Source organism: Arsukibacterium perlucidum DSM 18276, assembly GCF_000382165.1.
In the GTDB taxonomy this organism is placed as follows: Bacteria; Pseudomonadota; Gammaproteobacteria; order Enterobacterales; family Alteromonadaceae; genus Alishewanella; species Alishewanella perlucidum.
This window is the reverse complement of sequence record NZ_KB907711.1, coordinates 65,375-83,196: the sequence shown is the minus strand read 5'-3', so window position 1 is coordinate 83,196 and position 17,822 is coordinate 65,375. Positions and strand designations below refer to the sequence as shown.

Sequence of the window (17,822 nt, the reverse complement as noted above, 5' to 3'; positions counted from 1 at the left end):
GCGGGTTGAAAGCGCAGTCCGCGCAGTTTGCTTGCGACAAGATGCTCCTGCTATCCAAGAGCTAATTCGGCAATACAATCGTCTGGATTGAACGGACAAGCGTATGCGACCAGACTCCATCCATATTGCCATTGGTCAAATAGACGATCACGTAATGATCATCAAGATTGTCATCGAACAAGATCCGCGCCCGAACTTTGGTCCCCCCATCATGACCAACTTCGAGCCAACGTCCCCACTCACTGTAATCCAAACCGTGTGCAAAAAAGCCCGTAGCGCCGTTTGCAAGTTTATAGGGCTGCCATAGCCGCAGTAGTTCTGACTTTGCAACGAATCGCCCTTGGGCTAATGCGGACATAAATTTGCCTAAATCATCCAGAGTCATGTACGCGCCGACATGTGCGATGCTGTAATCTGGCCACGAGATGGCCAGATCAGGCATAATCTGGCCTGTTCCCACCCGATAGCTTTTCACAAGGCGAGCCTTGGGTACATCAGCAAGGTTGAGCCACGTCTCCTGAAGGTTCAACGGTTTTATGATTCGCTGGTGCAACAGCTCGCGGTAAGGTGTGCGTGTGATAGCCTCCAGTACAGCAGCAATCACCAGATTGTTGGTATTGGTATAGCTCGTCCGCTCACCCGGCTCTGATATAAGTGCGACTTTGTCTAACTTTGCAAATACGGCAGCTAGACTGGCTGGAAACGGACGCGAAAAATCATTACTGTCAAAATACTCAGGAATGCCTGAAGCATGATTCAGAAACTGCTCGATACGTATACTGCGCCAGGAAGGCGGTAAATTGTCGACGTATTGTGAAGCAGGAGCAGAAAAATCAAGTTTTCCTTCTTCCTGTAACTGCATAGCGAGCGTGATAGTAAACAACTTAGTGACAGAGTAGACGGGAAAGGCAGTCGTCGGCGTGACCGGTACGCCGTCTTTGATGGCAGTCGTACCGATGGCATTTCGGTACAAGATATCGCTATTGTGCATCACCAACAGGGCCTGACCGGGAATTCCGTGTTTTTGTGCATTTGCTAACAATTGAGCATCAAGTGCAGCATGGTTAACGATCACAGACTTCTGAGTACAAGCTGTACAAAGAGGTAACAAACAGAGTAAAGCAAACATACTAAATTTGGTCATTTAACATCCATATCTTAAGAGTCCATCGCAGTTACACCGCACCTGCATTTGCTAGCTAACGCCCAAATTTAGCGCGGAAAGCCGCGCGGCGGGTTTACGTCGCAGCCAGCACTGTTCGCAGGCGATAACATTTGTTTGTTATATTTCAAATCTACGGAGCTCAAACTCAAAATCATCGTCAACCTTGATACGCTTTACCAGACTTGCTCTATCAGGCCGATATTTTCTCCAATCCCATTCGCCATCTAAGAGTACGATATTAACTAGTCCAAATTTTTCCATATCAGCTTTAGAGTAATCGTAACCAACAGCTCCTTTGCCAAACAAGCCCAGAGTGAAGTCCAAGAAATTAAATTTAGACTGGCCGTAAGTAGTTAGTAAGTTGTCGACTGCGATATCCGCGTAAAAATCAGTTTCCTTCTGACGCATTAAAGTGATGTGTGTATTGAACGTTTCTCGGTGCTCATGATCAACATGCCAATTGGATTGCCAAGCGCTGCCATGCCATATCAGAATCGAGTCTTTTCTTAAGTACTTCGTATTGGCAGCTGGTAATACATAGTTAGCACAAGAAGAAGCGCATACTCTTATGACCTCAACATCCAAATTATTATCTCTGACCCATTGACCTAAATTCATTCCCGCACCAATCTCACCGCCTTGGCTCGAAATAAGCAGTCGGTTTGGCTTGAATTCAGCAGCCCTATACGATGAAAAAATCACATCATTTGATGCTTCAGTTATTTCACCTTGATAAATCAGATTTCCATCTTCTATACCAACAAAAGATTCAGAATTATGGCTGCTTTCACTAACGTCTTTTAAACTGGTGCAGCCAACAACCAGAAAAGAAAAAACTAAAACTAAAACTAAATGCTTCACCAACCCTCCTTGAAATATAACGCAGCCAGCAGCGGCCGAAAAGCCGCGCAGCGGGTTTGAGGTCCAGGCCACGCAGTGGCCGTTGCTGACTGGCCTTGTTAGGCATTTGCCCTCTTACTGCTGCGAACCAAGAAGTAAAAACACACGGCCAACAAAAGATAACGTGGAAGCGTTGTTATGATGTTATTGAGCATCTGAGGCTGTGATTGTGCAACAAAATACAGTTGCAATAGCACCAGAGGCGCGAGCAACAACGCATAAAAAGTGAAATCTGGCTTGCTGATTACCAGCTTACTGGCAAAAGCTACCACTAAAAATGCTGCTGCCAGCGGCACCGCGATGGTGAACAAGTCGACCAGAGTGAACGCAAGTAAGCCTGATACTTGTGCAACAGGTTTTAGAATGTCAGCTGGTATGGCTACCGCAGCACCAATACCTGCAATAGCAATTGACGCATAAGCCAGCGCAATACCTAAAATGACTGCGATTACTCGATTTTTAATTTGATCCATCTACTTACTCCTTGTTTGCCTAACGCCCAAATTTAGCGCGGAAAGCCGCGCAGCGGGTTGACGTCGCAGCCAGCGCTTTTTGCTGGCGATAATATTTTTTTGTTATGTTCACTTGCTATTTGAAATGCACCCATGCAAAAAGCTTTAAAAAAATACAATTAGTTAATCCAGCAAAAGCCTATCCTGAAAAGGTTTGGCTGACTAACTTTGAAAAATTTTCTTTCTGGTAATCTTCCATTGATGCGTAAAATGCAACACACCCAAGTACTAAAACCAAAGCAGTGTATGCAGCTGTTTTTCTTAAATTTTTACTCATATGTAACTCCTTGATTATGATTTGAGGTGAACATAACGCCCAAATTTAGCGCGGAAAGCCGCGCAGCGGGTTGACGTCGCAGCCAGCGCTTTTTGCTGGCGATAATATTTGATTGTTATGCCGTGATGCTGAATCTAACAAAGCTGAGATAAAATACTCGGCATTATCAACACCAATGAAAATTGAATTAACCGACCCCAACGGCTCTGAAAGTTCAATTCTGATATTTGGATTACCTGAGTAATTGTAACGCTTTACAAATTTCGAGCGAGGAACAAACTCGTTATTTCTTTCAATTTTAACAATGTTCTCTAACGGTATTACCAGCGGATGATAAAGCCCATAACGAACAAATAACTTATTACAAACTAAAGAAATTGGCCTTCTCGAAAGTGCCCGATACTCTGCAATAAAAAATACCAAACTAAAAATCGTGAGTAATGTGACAACATTTGCAGCAAGAGGTGACCAGATAAAGTGCAACACCAGATGCATAATTGGCATTTCAAATGCAATGAGGAAGATGAAACCTAGCAAGTTACTTTTTGCGCCATCTTTCTGATGATAGGTAAAGTGTTGCTCACCTCTGAAATGTTTTGGTTTGATGCGATTTGCAAAAAAAGCAAATGTCCACATCCTCGTTTCAAAAGTCAATAAAGACGCAACAGGACTTTCACCCAAGTATTTTTTTATTGGCTTTTCTATCGAAAGATCGGGATCTTCACTCTTACCGATGGCTGCTTTAATCGCAAGATACACTGTTAAAATTGCAACAAGTTCAAACAACAGAATAACAGCCAAGACAAAATAGCGACCATTTTCAAGATAATGCCAGATTAGTTTACTTTGCTCAGGAATAATGTAACTACCGATCAGAACAGCTAAGCAGCCTAAAACAACAGCTTTTAACAAGCCTTCTTTTTTATTTTTAGCACAGACGAAACAGATTATCGGTAGTACTATTAATGCATCCAAAAGAAACAGCCATTCAAAGTTCGCGCTGCCATAGTCATTTAGCTTGCTGTTAGATTGGTAATAAAAACCCCACCCTATCGAAATACAGACAAGAAATAAAAACGGAAGTTTTGATCTTATCGAATCATTCATTGATATCTCCGAACGGCATAACGCTTATTCGACGGAAAATTCCGTAATTAAATGCGGATTGTTCCGTCTTTGTAAATATGATGTGGCAGACATTACAACGTAACCGGCTTATTTACAATGATTTATGGGGACATGCAATATTAATAATCAAGACAAATACGGAAACTTCGGTCTAACGCTGAGTGCGGGCTTGCCGATATATCTAGCTTGAGCAATAGAGGATAGAACTTCTGAAATAGCGTTGTATCCGGCATGCTGAGATAACGGCTGCAACACCCGCCTTGGCTCGCCACAGCAATTAATTCGGACATCCTGTCCTTCGCAAGCCAGCAAAGCTGTTCAAATACGTTCCCGACGTATTTGTCATTCGCTCACGCTTACTCAGACACTCTGTGGTGACCAAAACGGGGTTCCAGCTGTTATCTATCTGACATGTTGGGAGCGATTTAGCTTACAGATAGCCTAAGCAGCACATACATCACTAAGTGACTGACAGTGACGACCAGGGTTAAGGCATGGCGCAGGCCCTGATAAGACTTGATGTAATGCTGATTAATGCCCGAGCTGAATTCGGTTATGCGCAGCAGCACAAATAGCAGGGCCTGTAGCAGTAAGAAATAACCAGGAGTAAGTGCCAGGCCGATAATACTTATTACCGGAAAGCTCACCGCCAGCACAGCAAGTTTGCTGGTTTTGGCAGGGTTTTGCTGTTGATGCAGCACCGGCCACAGCACACCCGCCATAAAGCCTAAAATCAGCGCACTGTATAACTGATACAGCAGCAGTAACGGTGTGCTGCCAACCTGCCACTGCAGATGATAAGCCAGTGGCAGTAAGGCAAAAGGCAGTAAGCCGGCGTAGCCCAGGGTGTTAATCAGTTTCATGCTCTGTCCTTAGCTATTGTGGTCGATGACTTGATTATTTGAGTCGCCCGGTCCGGCATATAGCAGTTCAAGCCGCTCCTGCTCGGTTAAAATACCGGTGAGAATGGTACGGCGGCGCAATTTGCGCATCCGCTCGCCCTCGTCCAGCAGTTCGCGCCGGAACATTTCGGGCTGCTCAATACAATCAAGTATACTGTGCCAGTGAATATAGCCGCTGTGCCTTAGCTGACCAGCCTGATAGCGTTGCTCCAGCCGCTGGTAAATAGCGGGCAACAGCGCCGGATTGGCCAGCAGCTTATCTACCATCGCCTGATGCAGTCGTAAAATCTGCTTATCGGTTGCATCATGCTGTTTGCTAACAGGGCGGTTACGCCCTGGCCGGCGTGGTCTCACAAGGCGCAGTTACCATCAGAGCAATTTGCCCGGCTGCGCGCCCAAAGCCGGTAAGCTTTGCCGGCTAGCCAGTAACAGGGAGCGAAGCGCAGAAATGCCACCAGCTTGCGGTAACCTGCCAGATGCCAGTAATGCAGGCTGGCGTCGATACCAATAATAAAATGATCCTGATCCCACAAATGAATTTGCTGCATCATGGCGCCTTTACTTACCCCGGCAAAGCCGTTAAAGCCAGCTGCACTGATATCGACCAGCTGCAGATGCGGGCTTAGTTTTGGCGCCAGGGCGCTGATTTCGCGTTGGCACAGCTTACAGCTGCCATCATAAAACAGTTTTTTCATCAGTCGTTTCAGTTCGCCACCATGGCACCAGTTACGGTGCCGGCGGGTTTTAGATCAATGTTAGTTACGCAACAGCTCATCGACACTGCCCTGGGCCAGCGGGTGATATCCCGGCCGGGCTTGTTGGTAAACTGCCCGGGCAAACGCCAGGCCTTCTGGCGTGCTGGCCAGTTGTTTATATAGCGGAATAATCAGTTTCCGCCGGCCAATGCCGATTAAGTATTGCTCCAGCTGCGGTAACACCTGCTGATAGCCGGTTTTCAGCGCCAGTAAATACCAGGCATGCGCAATTTCGCTGTTAGTTGAAGTCGTCAGGCCAAAGCTGTTATCGAGCGCTGCCATTTGTTCAGGGCTGATGCTTAGCGGCAGGTTGTTGATGAAATACAGCCACTCGTGCACGGTCCAGCTGGCGGTGGGCAGGCTGCTAAGTTCACTGTTGCCGGCCAGCCAGTTGCTGGCATGCTGTTGCACCTGAGTAAACGCATCTGATTGCGGCTCAGGCGTGCCCGCTGGCAAACCGGGCTGGTAAATCCAGGCTTTGGCTTGCTCAAGCGACACCACCCCCGGGTATTGTTGCAGCAGGTTTTTATCTAAGTAGTTAACAAAGGTTGCGGTGTCGATGCTTTTAAACGCATAGTCAGCAAAGTACTGCCGCAGGAACCGGTCGAACTTATCGCGGCCGAATTGTTGTTCCAGATCCATTAAAAACAGCTGGCCTTTGGTATAAGGCACACCGCTGAAAGCATCGTCCGGATCGCGGCCCTGCAGGTCAATATGCAAAATACTGTCATTGGCACTGAGTACTTGCAGTTCATCTTTGAGCGCCTGCACCGATAAAGCCTGCTCCATTACCGCACGATCGCTACCAAACACCTGCTCCATAATCCGGTTTTCAACATAGGAGGTAAAGCCCTCGTTTAACCATAGATCGCGCCAGGTGGCGTTAGTCACCAGATTGCCAGACCAGGAATGGGCCAGCTCGTGGGCGATCAGATTAACCAGGCTGCCATCACCCGCTACCACAGTAGGGGTAATAAAACTCAGCACCGGGTTTTCCATACCGCCAAACGGAAAACTGGGTGGTAAAATCAGTAAATCGTAACGGCCCCAGCGGTATTCACCATAAAGCTGTTCGGTGGCGTCGATCATGGCCTGGGTGCTGGCAAATTCGTTAGCAGATGCCTCAAGAATATAGGGCTCAGCGTAGACACCGGTTTGCTCACTCATTGCTTTAAATTGCAGATCGCCGGCGGCAATCGCAATTAAATAAGCCGGTATCGGTTGTGGCATATAAAACTGATAATCACCATCACGCGCTGTGGCCGGGTCGTTCGGGGCACTCATTACTACCAGCACCTGGTCGGTGGTCTGAATGCGGGCGCTGTAGCTCATCCGTACGGCCGGTGTGTCCTGAACCGGGATCCAGCTGCGGCCATGAATGGCCTGATTCTGACTAAACATAAAAGGCGTGGTTTTACCGGCAGTTTGCTCGGGGTTCAACCACTGCAAGCCTGATGCTTCAGGCGCTGAGCTGTAATGAATACGTAGCATTTGTGGCTGAAACGCCGGGCTGATAGTCAGTTTGCTGCCCAGTACCGCATCTCGTGCCGCCAGCTTAAATGGCACTGTTTGCCAGCTGCCGTCTTGCTGTTTGCCATACACCCGCTCGATGGTTAAATCGCGGGTATCCAGGTAAACCTCGGTTGCATCTTGCACCAGCCAGTTCAACTGTAAATCAGCGAAACCGCTTAAGGTTTTTTGCTGAAAATCCATGGCCAAATCAAGGTGCAGGTGACTGACCGTTACCTGCTGATAATTAGCGTAAGTGTAACTATCGCCGCCGGCAGCGGCGCTGGGAGATGCCATGCCGGCCAGCAGCAGGGCGTAAATCAGGAGCAGACGGTTAAGCATAGTTTTCCTTAAATAGGGGGGATGCTTAGCAGTGTAATGCTAAAGCACGGCCAGGCAAAGTTTAGTGCGCTCTGCTGCCTAAAGGGGAACAGTGAAACCTTTGTTTTACTTAGCGGCATAATCCCAGTTTATTAAAGGTGGCCAGTGCTGCCTTTAACCGTTTCAGACTGCTGATTTGCTCAGCCAGTTGCAAAGCGCGGTCGAGAATCTGTTTTTTATCCACTGGCTGGGCCTTAGCGTATGGCGCTGTTGGACTTTATAGCCTTAAGTATAGTGCGTTAGCGGCTTGCCAACGGCTAAAAGAACCCTTGTTATTGCAAAAGGCTTTGGGTATGTTGGCGCTATTGTGTCTTTGCCTAGTGTTGTTATGTCTGATTTCTCTGCTATTAAATTAACTGAATACAGCCACGGTGCGGGTTGTGGCTGCAAAATCTCGCCGCAAGTGCTCGATACCATGCTTAAAACTAAGATCAATTTCACAGATCCTAAGCTGCTGGTGGGTAATAGCAATAAGGACGATGCGGCAGCCTATGATCTTGGTGATGGCAGTGCACTGCTCAGTACCACCGACTTTTTTATGCCTATTGTCGACGATGCCTTTGATTTTGGTCGAATTGCGGCGTGCAACGCCATCAGCGACATTTATGCGATGGGAGGCAAGCCACTGCTGGCGATTGCCATTTTAGGCTGGCCCGTTAATAAATTACCGGCAGAATTGGCGCAACAAGTGTTAGAAGGGGCGCGTCATATTTGTCAGCAAGCCGGAATTATGCTGGCCGGTGGGCACAGTATCGACGCGCCGGAACCGATGTTCGGCCTGGCGGTAAGCGGCAGGGTTGCTATCAGCCATTTAAAACGCAACGATCAGGCGCAGGCCGGCGATCGCCTGTATTTAACCAAGCCACTGGGCGTAGGTATTTTAACTACAGCCCAGAAGCAGAAAAAACTGCAGCCTGAACATGCCACTCTGGCGTCTGATGTTATGGTGCAGTTAAATCGCATCGGCGCAGATCTGGCTAAGCTGGATGGCATTCATGCTATGACCGATGTAACGGGGTTCGGGCTGCTGGGACATCTGCTGGAAATGTGTGAGGGCAGTAAGCTGAATGCCATTTTGCACAGTGCGCAGATACCAGTACTGCCAAGTGTAATGGACTATATCGCTCAGGGTTGTGTGCCGGGCGGCAGTGGTCGTAATTTTGCCAGCTACGGCGCTAAAGTATCGCCGCTGTCTGCTGAACAGCAGGCGTTGTTATGCGATCCGCAAACCAGTGGCGGGCTGTTGCTGGCGGTCAGCCCGGCGGCAGAGGCTGCCGTGATTAAACTGGCCTTAGAATACGATCTGATTTTACAACCTATTGGTGAGCTACAGGCGCCGGGTGTTGGCCACCGCATTGCTGTGCAGTAATGCCATGGCACAGACTATTTTAAGTTGTAATATTTAATGAATTTACCGCAACAAGATAATTACTCAGATATTTTGCGTCTGCAAATACCGCTGCTGGATGTGCGGGCGCCGCTGGAGTTTAGCCGCGGTGCTTTCGCTGGCAGCTGCAATCTACCGCTAATGAACGATGCAGAGCGCGCTGAAGTGGGGCGTTGCTATAAGCAGCAGGGCTCACAGGCGGCAATTAAGCTGGGACATCAGCTGGTACAGGCTGAAACCAAAACGGCCAGAGTGCTGGCCTGGCACAATTTTGCTCTGGCGCAGCCGCATGGCATGTTGTATTGCGCCCGGGGTGGCTTACGTTCCCAGATTGCCCAGCAGTGGCTGGCCGAAAGCGGTGTGGAGTACCCACGGGTGGCCGGCGGCTTTAAAGCTCTGCGCCAGGCAGCAATTACAGCGATTGAGCAAGCCAGTTCCTTGCCTGTGCTTATGCTGGCAGGGCCGACTGGCAGTGGCAAAACCCGGCTGTTAGGTACACTTAACGCCGTCGATCTGGAAGCGCTGGCCAATCATCGCGGCTCAGCCTTTGGCCGGAAACTGGCCGCGCAACCGTCACAAATCTGCTTTGAAAACGACCTGGCGAGTGCGTTGTTGCGAGTACAGGCTGCTGAGCCGCCTTATTTACTGCTGGAAGATGAAAGCCTGCTTATTGGTCAGCGCAGTATTCCGCACAAGCTGTTCCAGACCATGCAACGCAGCCCGTTAATCCTGCTGGACGAGCCGCTATCCTCACGGATTGAGGTGATCGTGCAGGATTATATCGTCGATTTACTGCAAGAGGCTGTGGCCGCTGATGTCGATAATGGTTTTACTGTGTTCAGTAATATGTTGCAACAGGCGATGGCGCGGATCCGCAAAAGGCTGGGGGGGGCGCTTTACAGCGAACTAAACGCCATGCTTTGCCAGGCTTTAGACGTACAACAACACAGCGGTGATATCAGTTTACACCGCCACTGGATAGCACGGCTGTTAAGTGATTACTACGACCCGATGTATCAGTATCAACTTAAAAAGCGCGAGCTGCCGGTACTATTGCAAGGCAGTGCCGGCGAGCTTCGTCAGTGGTGGCAATCGCAAGTAACCGCCCGTTAGCATTAACTGCGGGCAAAGCGGCCCAGTTGCTGCTGAGTGCGGGCGGTGCCGCTAAGTAAGTCTTTCGCTGCCTGATCAATAGATGCCATCTGGGTGTGAGCATCACTGGTCACTTTTTCTATCGCGCTTAAATGTTGGTGAGTTTGTTGATAGCGCTGTTCCAGTTGCAGCACGGTCTGGCTGATATTCTGAATGCCACTTTTGGCTTGTTGCAGTTCCTGCTGTAATTGACCAAACTCGCTGCTGGTGTCGGCAATTTGCTGTTGTGCCTGCTGCGCCTGCTGGTTCAGGCTTTGCGATTCGGTGCGGGTTTCACCTACCAGCTGTTCCATTTCATTTAAAAAACCAGAAATTTGTTTAGTAGCGTCATTTACCTTGGCTGCCAGGGTGCGAACTTCATCAGCAACCACCGCAAAACCGCGGCCGGCATCACCGGCGCGGGCGGCTTCAATGGCGGCGTTTAATGCCAACAGGTTGGTTTGGTCGGAAAAGGTTTCTACCATCACCAGAATTTGCCGCACGTTTTCCGAGTTTTTATGCAAGCCGTTGATAGTCGTGCCAAAGGTATCTAATAACTTAACGATGCCGGATAACTGGCTGCTTAACTGCTGCATCTGGCCGCTGGCCACTTTGGCTTTATCGACGGCATGGCCGGATACCGCACTGACCTCATCGCCATGCTGGACAATTTCGGCCAGATTATCCAGTACCTGATCGCTTTCCCGCCGAATTTGGCCACTACGTTTTTCGGTATCCTGCAAATGTTGGCGGGTGCTTTTAACTGCAGAGGAAACCTGCTCGTTTACCTGATGGGTTTCGCGGGCCTGCTGGTGAATATCACCCAACAACACGCCCAGCTGGCCGACAAACTGGTTGTACTCTTCCGATAAGGTCCGGAATTCGTCAAAGGTAAACGCCGGCAGGCGCAGGTTTAAATCGGTGCCTTTACGGTTAGTGTCATGCAATGCGGCTACCAGAGTTTTTACCGGCCGCACAAATAAATGATGCATATAGCCAATGGTAAAAATAAAGGCACTTAGCCCCAGAATCAGTAATGTCCACCAGCTGCCGGTAGCACCGCCTGCCGGATACGCCATATATAAGGCAAGCAGGAAGAAAATAGCTAAAAAGCTGATATTGCCAATGATTTTTCGGCTTAAGGTGCCAAAAAACGTGCGTTCTATAAATAGATAAAGGGAGGAAAAGCTGCTCATAAGGTTGTAAACCCTGCCAGATTAAACTGAGTAAAATCAGCATAACACAGCATTTAGCAGCTCGCGAGCTTGTTGCTTAGTGCCGGTTTGATTACTCGGTTGGCCTGGCCTGTTTATAAGGAATCGCTTTTATCCGATATGCATTCTGGCTTATACCTGGATTATCTATTTCAATAACAGCCTCCTTACCTACAGCAACCTGAAGAGTGGGAGAGGCCACTGTGACGGATTCGTTATTTATATTTTCTACCAGTTCCAGCTCCAGCAAAATGACGTCACCAAGATCTGTCGCTTTATAATTGAATGAAAAGCTATCATTAAATTTGAAAGATACTTTTTCTGCAAATTCTGACCAAATCTCTAATTGAGCTGAGTGCCTGTCTTCGGTGCGGTATTCTCCTGAGGCTTCTCTGTTGTATAAAATATCTATGTCAAACGCTAATAACGAACCTATTTCTTCCGGGTTTGCATGCGCTGGTTTGTTATCTATGTCAGGAATTGCTGTAGCAAGTGTGTTCCATGAAATAGCGGTGGTCATTGCAAAGATTGATAGTGCAAAAAGCAGTTTGTTGCTGAAGTTCATTTTTCGGTTTTCCTTTAAGAACTTAATTCTGGAGGTAGTTGATGTTTCAATAGATACAATATTTGCAGCTAACTGACTGGTTTTGTGTAAACCAATAAATAAGGTTAAAGATGATAGATCTTTGATATATTTATCTTTGCCATATTTTTTACTGGCTTCTTCATCGCAGAGTGCTTCGATATAAAAGCGATTCAAATCTACCATTTTGCCAACCAGTGGGTTCCACCAGAAAAGGCATGAGCAAAACTCCAAAATTAAAAGCCGCAGATTGTCGTTTCGTTTTAAGTGCTGCTTTTCGTGAGCAATAATGAGATCAATAAGGCTCTTTTCTTGTATTTTATCTGAGATGACAATGATTGGATTCAGCACTCCCAGTAAATATCCGCCCAGATGATATTTTGTAGAAAAAACGGGGATCTCATGCTGCTTAGTAAGACTATGCAAAGGCATCAGAGCGTTGCTTGAAAACAGTTTCCTTTTCCAGTTATGTAATCTGAGTAGTCGATACGTGAAAATAATTAACCCAAGAAAAATCAGTATTTTAAACGTCATTTTAACTATGAAATCTATATTTACTTGCTTAGAAGAAATGTCAGCGGCAGTAGCGGCCAAAGCGCTATTTGTAAATGAAACGATAATTGGTTCGGCTAATACTGAACCAGGGATAAGGCCCGAAATAAGGCTATAAGGAATAAACCATACCAGAATAGCGAATAACGACATGAGGTAATTGGCTGTTGCTGATAGCTTTACAAATTTCATTAATGAAATTGCACTGATAAATATTAAAATATTGACTAAAAAGTAGCTCCACATCTACTTGAGTTCCTTCTTCTTTTCTCTTAATACCGACTCCAGGTACTCTATGTCTTTAATGCTTAGTTGTTCTTGCTCAATAATGTGCGCAACCAAAGGCCTGCTTTTCCCCAGGAAAACTCTATTAATAAATTCTTTGATAAGTGGAGTGCGAACATTTTGCTTTTCCATCACGGGAAGATAAAAAATAATCCTGCCCTCAGAACGACTGCGAGCGACCGCTGCTTTTTTTTCTAATCTATCGATAATTGTTTTTACTGTTGAGTACTTTACCGCTCTTTTTTTTTCAATAATTTTATGAATTTCAGGTGCGCTTGCTTCCTTCAATTGCCAGAATATTTGCATTACTTCCAGTTCGAAATCAGACAGAGACATATTAACCATACAGTAAGTCTACGGGTGTAGAGATGCTAGTCTACAATTGTAGAGAATGCAATAGTCAAAATCAGCTGGCGCTGTAATCGCTGCAATATTGAGCTTTTTCTTGCCTTTTAGAAAATATCTATTAAAGTGATATCAAAATAATATCACAATGAGTGGAGTTGGCTATGTTAAAGGAACGAATGATTAACAGTAAAGATGGCTTTGGCATGATTGCCGTATTGTTGGTGCTGCAACTGCTGATGGTGGCCGCAGTAATAGTAATACCCGGTGTTGTGAAAGCGATATTTCTGCTGGCTGCGATTGTGGTGTTGGTGTGCTGGTTTGGTTTTTATATGGTGCACCCGAATCAGTCGGCGGTACTGCAGCTATTTGGCCGCTATGTTGGCACCGATTTAAATAACGGTTTGCGCTGGTCTAACCCGTTATATAGCAAGCAGAAAGTGTCGCTTAGGGTGCGTAACTTTGAAAGCAGCAAAATGAAGGTGAACGACAGTGCCGGTAACCCGGTGGAAATTGCTGCTGTGGTAGTCTGGAAAGTGGTTGATAGCGCCGAAGCGGTATTTGAAGTGGACAACTACGAGAATTTCGTCAGTATTCAGAGCGAGTCGGCAATCCGCCATTTAGCCTCCAGTTATGCTTATGACGCTGGTAATGATGACGATATCAGTCTGCGGAGCAGCACTGATGACATAACTGAGCTTCTGAAAAATGAAATTCAGGCCCGCTTAAATAAAGCCGGGGTACAGGTACTGGAAGCGCGGATCAGCCACCTGGCTTACGCGCCGGAAATTGCCAGTGCCATGCTGCAGCGCCAGCAGGCGGCTGCGATAGTCGCAGCACGCCGGCAAATTGTAGAAGGTGCGGTAGGTATGGTGGAATCGGCACTGGAGCAGTTATCTGCCCGTAACGTGGTAGAGCTGGATGACGAGCGCAAAGCCGCCATGGTAGGTAATTTACTGGTGGTATTATGTGGCGATCATCATGTGCAGCCGGTATTAAATACCGGTAGCTTATACCAGTAGGGGCGCTTGTGACAAAAGCAGCGGCAAAAAAAGCCTTCGCCCTCCGCTTAGACGACAAACTGCTCAGCGCCTTGCAGCGCTGGGCAGATGATGAGTTTCGCAGCGTTAATGGTCAGATTGAATACCTGCTGCACGATGCCCTGCGCAAAGCCGGGCGGCTGCCAGCGAAAAAGCCTGATGTTGCTGACAACGGCGCTGACGGATAACCAGAATAGTCTGCAGCAACATGCCGTACTATCAGCTATGCTTAATTACTGATGAAAAGTATCTGCTCGAAAGTATCTGCTCGAAAGTATCTGATTGAAAATTGTTGGTACAGATAAACCTTCAGCGTTTGTCTGGCAGGATGACCACTTTTTTCGTTGCAGCTAACCCAAAGGAACTGACTATGCACACCTATCGTAACATCACCACCGGTAAATTATGGCTGCCATTAATGTTGGGGGCCTCATTAGTCTTGCTAGCCGGTTGCGACCGGGCAGGACAAAGCACTGGCTCTGCCGCCGACAGTAGCGCTGCGGATAGCGCTGCAACCGGCGAGCAAACCGGGCCAGATAAGCCATTGGGACAGGTAATGGAGTTTGACGGCTACACTATGCGGGCCAGTATCAGTCGGGCTGACGTGTTAAGCGATACGATGGCCAGGCAGTATGGTATTGCAGCTAACCCAGGTCTTGCTTTGCTGAATCTGGTTATCCAGGATAATAACGAGGCCCGCCAGGACGCTACCGTTGAGGCGACAGTGAGCGTACAGCATGAAAACCTGCTTGGCCAAACCCAGGTAGTTGATATGCGGGCAGTGGAGGCCGATGGCTATATCTCCTATGTTGGTACGCTGGATGCCAGCTCGCAGCGAAATTTCCAACTCACTATCAATGCTCAGCCAACCGGCACCGAGCAACCGCTGGAAATGAACTTTACAGTGCAACTCGACTGGTAGAAACCCGTGATTAAGCTGCATGTCAGTAAATAATTGATCTTAAACAGCCCAAGGCTGCGCGCTAACTGCTAAGGTATGTTGGTATGCGTGAACAAAGACTGATTATGCCAGATGTCGAACCGCCGTTGTGGCATCAGCAGGATGCCAATACCCTGTGTCGCCGCTTTACCGTGCAGCAAAAACAAGGGCTGACTGCAGCGCAGGTAGCACAGGCGCGCGAGCAGTACGGTGCCAATATATTGCCAGCCAAAAAACCGCTAGCTGCCTGGCGGCGTTTGCTGCGCCAATTTAATAATTTACTGATTTATGTATTGCTGGTGGCCGCCGTGCTGGCCGGGTTGCTGGCTGAATATCTGGATGCTGCGGTAATTCTGGCGGTGGTTGTGGTTAATGCCACTATCGGTTTTGTGCAGGAAGGCCAGGCCGAGAAAGCCTTGCATGCCATCGGCGCTATGCTGTCGAGCAAGGCCCGGGTATTGCGAAGCGGGGTGACCGAGCTGCTGCCAGCCAGCGAGCTGGTGCCGGGTGATATCGTTATTTTAGAAGCAGGCGACAAGGTGCCGGCCGATATGCGGCTGTTGCAGGTGTTTAACTTGCAGGTACAGGAAGCGGCGCTGACCGGCGAGTCGGTAGCGGTGGCAAAACACAGTGCGGCAATGGCTGGCAGCGTGGTACTGGCCGACCGGCGCAATATGGCTTACAGCGGCACTCTGGTAAGCCAGGGCCGGGCGGTGGCGCTGGTGGTGGCCACGGGCACTGCGACCGAACTGGGCCGGATTAACCAGATGCTAAGCAGTGTGGCCCCCCTGACCACCCCTTTGGTAAAGCAAATTTCAAAATTCGCCCGTTACCAGACGCTGATTGTGTTGCTAATGGCGATACTGGTATTTGTGCTGGGTTACCTGCGTGACTATTCATTAAATTACCTGTTTATGGCGGTGGTCAGTCTGGTGGTTGCGGCTATTCCGGAAGGGTTGCCGACTATTCTAACGGTAGCGCTGGCCATTGGCGTAACCCGGATGGCCAAACGTAATGCCATTATTCGCCGTTTACCTGCCGTAGAAACGCTGGGGGCGGTATCGGTTATTTGTTCTGATAAAACCGGCACCCTAACTTTAAATGAAATGATGGTGAGCCAGATAGTGTTACCAGGGCAGCGCCTTAGCGTTAGCGGCAGTGGTTATAGCCCGGCCGGCACTGTTGGTGATGAAGATCCGGAGGCAACTGACGACGACATCAACAGCAGTAACAAGCAACTAAGCTGGCTGTGCCGGGCGGCATTGTTATGTAACGACGCGCGGCTGACAGAACGCGATAACAGCTGGCATATTCAGGGCGACCCTATGGAAGCTGCGCTACTGGTGCTGGCAGAAAAAGCCGGGCTGGAGCGGGTACAGCAAGTAGCTCAGTTTCCAAGACATGATGAAATTCCGTTTGATGCGGCGCACAAATATATGGCGACTTTGCACAGTGATCATCAGGGCCGCGGTTACATCCTGCTTAAAGGCGCGCCGGAAGCGGTGCTGGCACTGTGCAGCAGCGTATATGTCAGCGACACAGAGGCTGGCGCAGCCCTTGATATTACTGATTGGCAACAACAGGTAGAACATATTGCCCGGGATGGCCAGCGGGTACTGGCATTAGCAATAAAATGCTTAGACACCCAGCAAACCGTGTTAAATCAGCAGGATCTGGAAACGGGTGTTCAGCTGTTAGGGCTGGTCGGCTTAATCGACCCGCCGCGGCCGGAAGCGATCAGTGCTATTGCCAGCTGTCAGCAGGCCGGGATCCGGGTGAAAATGATCACCGGTGATCATGCTGCCACCGCGGCAGCAATCGCTGCCCAGCTCGGGCTGGCAAACAGCGATATCGTTATAACCGGTGCTGAGCTGGATAAGCTTGACGATAAGCAACTGGCAGATCGTATTGCCAAGACCGCAGTATTTGCCCGTGCTACTCCAGAGCACAAGCTGCGGTTGGTGACGGCGCTGCAACTGCAGGGGGAAGTGGTGGCGATGACGGGCGACGGGGTGAATGACGCGCCAGCGCTAAAACGGGCCAATGTTGGCATTGCTATGGGCCAGGGAGGTACAGAAGCGGCGCGCGAGGCCAGTGAGATGGTATTAATGGATGATAATTTCGCTACCATTGCCAGGGCGGTAGCAGCCGGGCGTAATGTTTATGACAACCTGAAAAAGGCGATCGCCTTTATTCTGCCGGTAAACGGTGGCGAATCGCTGGCGATAATCCTGGCACTGTTGCTGGCGGTAACCCTGCCTATTATGCCGCTGCAAATTTTATGGGTGAATATGGTCAGTTCTATTGGTTTGGCGCTGGCACTGGCGTTTGAGCCGCCTGAGCATAACCTGATGCAGCGCCCGCCCAGACAAATTGATGAGGCGCTGGTATCCAGATTTGTGCTGTGGCGGGTGTTACTGGTGTCGGTGCTGTTTACCACTGGTATCTTTGCGGTATTTAACTGGGCTATTGCTCAGCAACTTAGTGTCGATTATGCCCGCACCATGGCGGTTAATACGCTGGTCGCTATGGAAGTATGGTACCTGTTCAGTGTCCGCTATATGCAGGGGCCATCGTTGTCACTGCAGGGCATTAAGGGCACTAAACCGGTATTAATGGCAGTAACTCTGGTATTTGGTTTGCAGCTGCTGTTTACCTATCAGCCGCATTTGCAGCAACTGTTCAATACTGAGCCGTTGCAGTTTAAGCATGGTTTAATTTGTGTGGCGGTGGGGGTAGTGATATTTGCTCTGCTTGAGCTGGAGAAATGGTTTAAGTTAAGGCGAACTCGTCGCCAGCAGCTTAGTTAGCAATAT

The 17,822-nt window shown here is 48.6% G+C and carries 18 protein-coding genes; 6 read left to right on the top strand and 12 right to left on the bottom strand.

Annotated elements, in window-relative coordinates; translation table 11 throughout:
- Window positions 1-61: 61 nt before the first annotated feature.
- From H141_RS0109960 to H141_RS0109910, 9 genes are all read right to left on the bottom strand, one after another.
- Window positions 62-1,144 (bottom strand): serine hydrolase domain-containing protein, encoded by a 1,083-nt coding sequence (locus H141_RS0109960; RefSeq protein WP_019676117.1) that lies wholly within the window; start codon window positions 1,142-1,144, stop codon window positions 62-64.
- 138 nt (window positions 1,145-1,282) lie between these two features.
- Window positions 1,283-2,026: a hypothetical protein gene (locus tag H141_RS0109955; protein WP_205620369.1), complete on the bottom strand. Its 744-nt coding sequence runs from the start codon at window positions 2,024-2,026 to the stop codon at window positions 1,283-1,285.
- A 98-nt stretch (window positions 2,027-2,124) separates the two neighbouring features.
- A complete protein-coding gene (locus tag H141_RS0109945) occupies window positions 2,125-2,538 on the bottom strand; it encodes a hypothetical protein (RefSeq protein WP_019676114.1) in 414 nt (137 codons plus the stop codon).
- 178 nt (window positions 2,539-2,716) lie between these two features.
- Window positions 2,717-2,854 carry a hypothetical protein gene (locus tag H141_RS21430; RefSeq protein ID WP_019676112.1) on the bottom strand — a complete coding sequence of 46 codons (138 nt, stop codon included), beginning with the start codon at window positions 2,852-2,854 and terminating at the stop codon, window positions 2,717-2,719.
- 45 nt (window positions 2,855-2,899) lie between these two features.
- Window positions 2,900-3,961, bottom strand: a complete 1,062-nt coding sequence (locus tag H141_RS0109930) for a hypothetical protein (RefSeq protein ID WP_019676111.1) — start codon at window positions 3,959-3,961, stop codon at window positions 2,900-2,902.
- Between the two features lie 446 nt (window positions 3,962-4,407).
- Window positions 4,408-4,845: a DUF3429 family protein gene (locus tag H141_RS0109925; RefSeq protein WP_019676110.1), complete on the bottom strand. Its 438-nt coding sequence runs from the start codon at window positions 4,843-4,845 to the stop codon at window positions 4,408-4,410.
- Between the two features lie 9 nt (window positions 4,846-4,854).
- Window positions 4,855-5,238, bottom strand: a complete 384-nt coding sequence (locus H141_RS20065; protein ID WP_019676109.1) for a hypothetical protein — start codon at window positions 5,236-5,238, stop codon at window positions 4,855-4,857.
- Window positions 5,235-5,579: a thiol-disulfide oxidoreductase DCC family protein gene (locus tag H141_RS0109915; RefSeq protein WP_019676108.1), complete on the bottom strand. Its 345-nt coding sequence runs from the start codon at window positions 5,577-5,579 to the stop codon at window positions 5,235-5,237. The genes H141_RS20065 and H141_RS0109915 overlap by 4 nt, the downstream gene beginning before the upstream one ends.
- 60 nt (window positions 5,580-5,639) lie before the next feature.
- Window positions 5,640-7,490, bottom strand: coding sequence for a M1 family metallopeptidase (locus H141_RS0109910; RefSeq protein ID WP_019676107.1), 1,851 nt, complete (start codon window positions 7,488-7,490; stop codon window positions 5,640-5,642).
- Window positions 7,491-7,857: 367 nt separating this feature from the next.
- Between H141_RS0109910 and selD the strand changes: the two genes are divergently transcribed.
- Both selD and mnmH read left to right on the top strand, forming a co-directional pair.
- Entirely contained in the window at window positions 7,858-8,898 is a 1,041-nt protein-coding gene (gene selD, locus H141_RS0109900; RefSeq protein ID WP_019676105.1) for a selenide, water dikinase SelD, read from the top strand.
- A gap of 36 nt (window positions 8,899-8,934) precedes the next feature.
- Window positions 8,935-10,029: a tRNA 2-selenouridine(34) synthase MnmH gene (gene mnmH, locus H141_RS0109895; protein ID WP_019676104.1), complete on the top strand. Its 1,095-nt coding sequence runs from the start codon at window positions 8,935-8,937 to the stop codon at window positions 10,027-10,029.
- Between the two features lie 2 nt (window positions 10,030-10,031).
- On the opposite strand, the gene H141_RS0109890 is transcribed toward mnmH, so the two are convergent.
- The 3 genes from H141_RS0109890 to H141_RS0109880 all read right to left on the bottom strand — a co-directional run bounded on the left by H141_RS0109890 (window position 10,032) and on the right by H141_RS0109880 (window position 13,017).
- A complete protein-coding gene (locus H141_RS0109890) occupies window positions 10,032-11,243 on the bottom strand; it encodes a methyl-accepting chemotaxis protein (protein WP_019676103.1) in 1,212 nt (403 codons plus the stop codon).
- Between the two features lie 91 nt (window positions 11,244-11,334).
- The gene (locus H141_RS0109885; protein ID WP_019676102.1) at window positions 11,335-12,642 is read right to left on the bottom strand and encodes a M56 family metallopeptidase; all 1,308 of its coding nucleotides are present in this window, start codon (window positions 12,640-12,642) and stop codon (window positions 11,335-11,337) included.
- On the bottom strand, window positions 12,643-13,017 hold the full coding sequence (locus H141_RS0109880) for a BlaI/MecI/CopY family transcriptional regulator (protein WP_026349368.1): 375 nt from the start codon (window positions 13,015-13,017) through the stop codon (window positions 12,643-12,645).
- A 173-nt stretch (window positions 13,018-13,190) separates the two neighbouring features.
- Here H141_RS0109880 and H141_RS0109875 point away from each other — a divergent pair, with 173 nt between their 5' ends.
- The 4 genes from H141_RS0109875 (at window position 13,191) to H141_RS0109860 (ending at window position 17,816) form a co-directional block, all read left to right on the top strand.
- Entirely contained in the window at window positions 13,191-14,048 is an 858-nt protein-coding gene (locus tag H141_RS0109875) for an SPFH domain-containing protein (RefSeq protein WP_033425461.1), read from the top strand.
- An 8-nt stretch (window positions 14,049-14,056) separates the two neighbouring features.
- Window positions 14,057-14,254 (top strand): type II toxin-antitoxin system antitoxin, encoded by a 198-nt coding sequence (locus H141_RS0109870; protein WP_019676099.1) that lies wholly within the window; start codon window positions 14,057-14,059, stop codon window positions 14,252-14,254.
- Between the two features lie 182 nt (window positions 14,255-14,436).
- Window positions 14,437-14,988: a DUF4426 domain-containing protein gene (locus tag H141_RS0109865; RefSeq protein ID WP_019676098.1), complete on the top strand. Its 552-nt coding sequence runs from the start codon at window positions 14,437-14,439 to the stop codon at window positions 14,986-14,988.
- An 83-nt stretch (window positions 14,989-15,071) separates the two neighbouring features.
- Window positions 15,072-17,816, top strand: coding sequence for a cation-translocating P-type ATPase (locus H141_RS0109860; protein ID WP_019676097.1), 2,745 nt, complete (start codon window positions 15,072-15,074; stop codon window positions 17,814-17,816).
- Window positions 17,817-17,822 lie beyond the last annotated feature (6 nt).